The sequence below is a fragment of the Pseudomonas delhiensis genome (genome assembly GCF_900187975.1).
GTDB lineage: Bacteria > Pseudomonadota > Gammaproteobacteria > Pseudomonadales > Pseudomonadaceae > Pseudomonas > Pseudomonas delhiensis.
This window is the reverse complement of the sequence record NZ_FZPC01000075.1, coordinates 1-1,656: the sequence shown is the minus strand read 5'-3', so window position 1 is coordinate 1,656 and position 1,656 is coordinate 1. Positions and strand designations below refer to the sequence as shown.

The window sequence follows — 1,656 nt, the reverse complement described above, 5'->3', positions numbered from 1 at the left end:
GCCGGCGGGGTTGGCGACGACCTTCTCCAGCAGGACACCGTTGTCGAAGATCTCGATGGTCTCGCCAGGCAGCGCCTTGCCGCCCAGGGTCGGACGGGCATCGTCGGTTTCGCTGCCCGGGACCAGTTCGCCCTGGATGGCACCGACATTGTCCTGCACGCTCTCGATGGTGGGGGTCTGCGTGCGGTCTTCGCCCAGGATCAGTTCGAAGGCATCGCTTTCGGTGCTGGTGTTGCCGGCCTGGTCACGGGCAACGGCGGTGAAACGGTGGATGCCGTCGCCGAGGGCCGGGTCCGGGGTGAACGACCACATCCCGTTGACGGCATCGGCGGTGGTGGTACCCAGCAGGTTGCCGTTGTCGTAGACGAACACGGTGAGGCCGGGTTCGGCCTTGCCGGAAAGGGTAGGGGTGCGGTCGTCGGTCAGCGCGCCGGATGCCAGCGCGCCTTGCAGGGAGCCGAAGTTGTCATCGGCCTGGAGAATGGTCGGTACCGCCGGCGGAATGGTGTCGATGCTGAACTTGTAGGCGATGGACGCCAGGCCGATGTTGCCGGTGTAGTCGGAAGCCTTGGCGGTGATGGTGTAGTTGCCGTCCGGCAGGGTGAAGGGCGGGGAGAGGGTCCATTCGCCCTTGCCATCGGCACGGGTGGTGCCAATCAGGACCTTGCCGTTGTAGATCTCCACGACACTGAGCTTTTCGGCAGTGCCTTTGAAGAGCGGGGTGTTATCGCTGGTGTGGGTGTTGCTGCCGATCTTGAGCAGGTCGCCGCGGTCGTCGTAAATGCCCTCGATGATCACGCGCGTGGGGGCGAGGGAGTCGACGATCAGCGCGAAGGCATCGGAGGTCTCGCCGCTGCCCTTTACACGCGCGGTGAATACGTGGCCGCCTTCGGCCAGGGGCGAGGCGTCGTTCTCGTCGAAATCGAAGACCCATTCGCCGTTGGGGTGAACCGTGACTTCGCCGATGACTTCCGTGCCGTCGAGGATTTCCAGGATCGAGCCCGGGGTGCCGGTGCCTTGCAGCGGGGGCTTCTTGTCATCGGTGACGCCGCCGGAGGTGAGCTCGCCGGTAATCCCGCCCATGTTGTCGACTGCGCTGGTGATGCGCGGGGGAGCATCGGCCGCGGCCACGAGCGAGAAGGAAGCGGGCTCGGCGGGGAACATGGCCTGCTGCAGGGACGCCAGCGCCGGGGCTTCGGCGTGCTGCTCGATGGCGCCCAGGGGCTCGGCGCCGAAGCTCAGCGGCCCTTGGCTGGGGCGGTCCTGCGCAACGATGCCGCGCAGGAGTTCGCCGTCCTGGCGCAGCACGTGCAGGTGGCCATCATTGACGAAGAACTGCTTGAGGGTCAGCGCCGGGGAGGTTTCCTGGCCGCGGAAGGCCAGCAGCAGGTCTTCGCCGGCGCGCGAGGCTACCAGCGTGTCTTCGCCGGACGCGGACACGGAGTGTTGCAGGATATGCAGCGCGCCAGGCGCCGTCATCAGCGTCTGGCCGGCACTCGCCCGGGTCGGATCCAGGAGGAGGGCTTGCATCAATGAGTTCTCGGTGATGACCGAGAAATACAGGGAACTGTCAATCAGATTATGCATGGGTTTGGGTAGCCAGATAATTACAGGGTGTAGGTTCTCATCCCGCCGCAAAAAACAGATGCCCGCCAT

General features: G+C 65.3%; 1 protein-coding gene. It reads right to left on the bottom strand.

What is annotated here, in order from left to right; translation table 11 throughout:
• Positions 1–1,530: Ig-like domain-containing protein (locus CHC02_RS29760; RefSeq protein ID WP_244906827.1), on the bottom strand; the 1,530-nt coding region annotated here is incomplete at its 3' end.
• Positions 1,531–1,656: the final 126 nt, after the last annotated feature.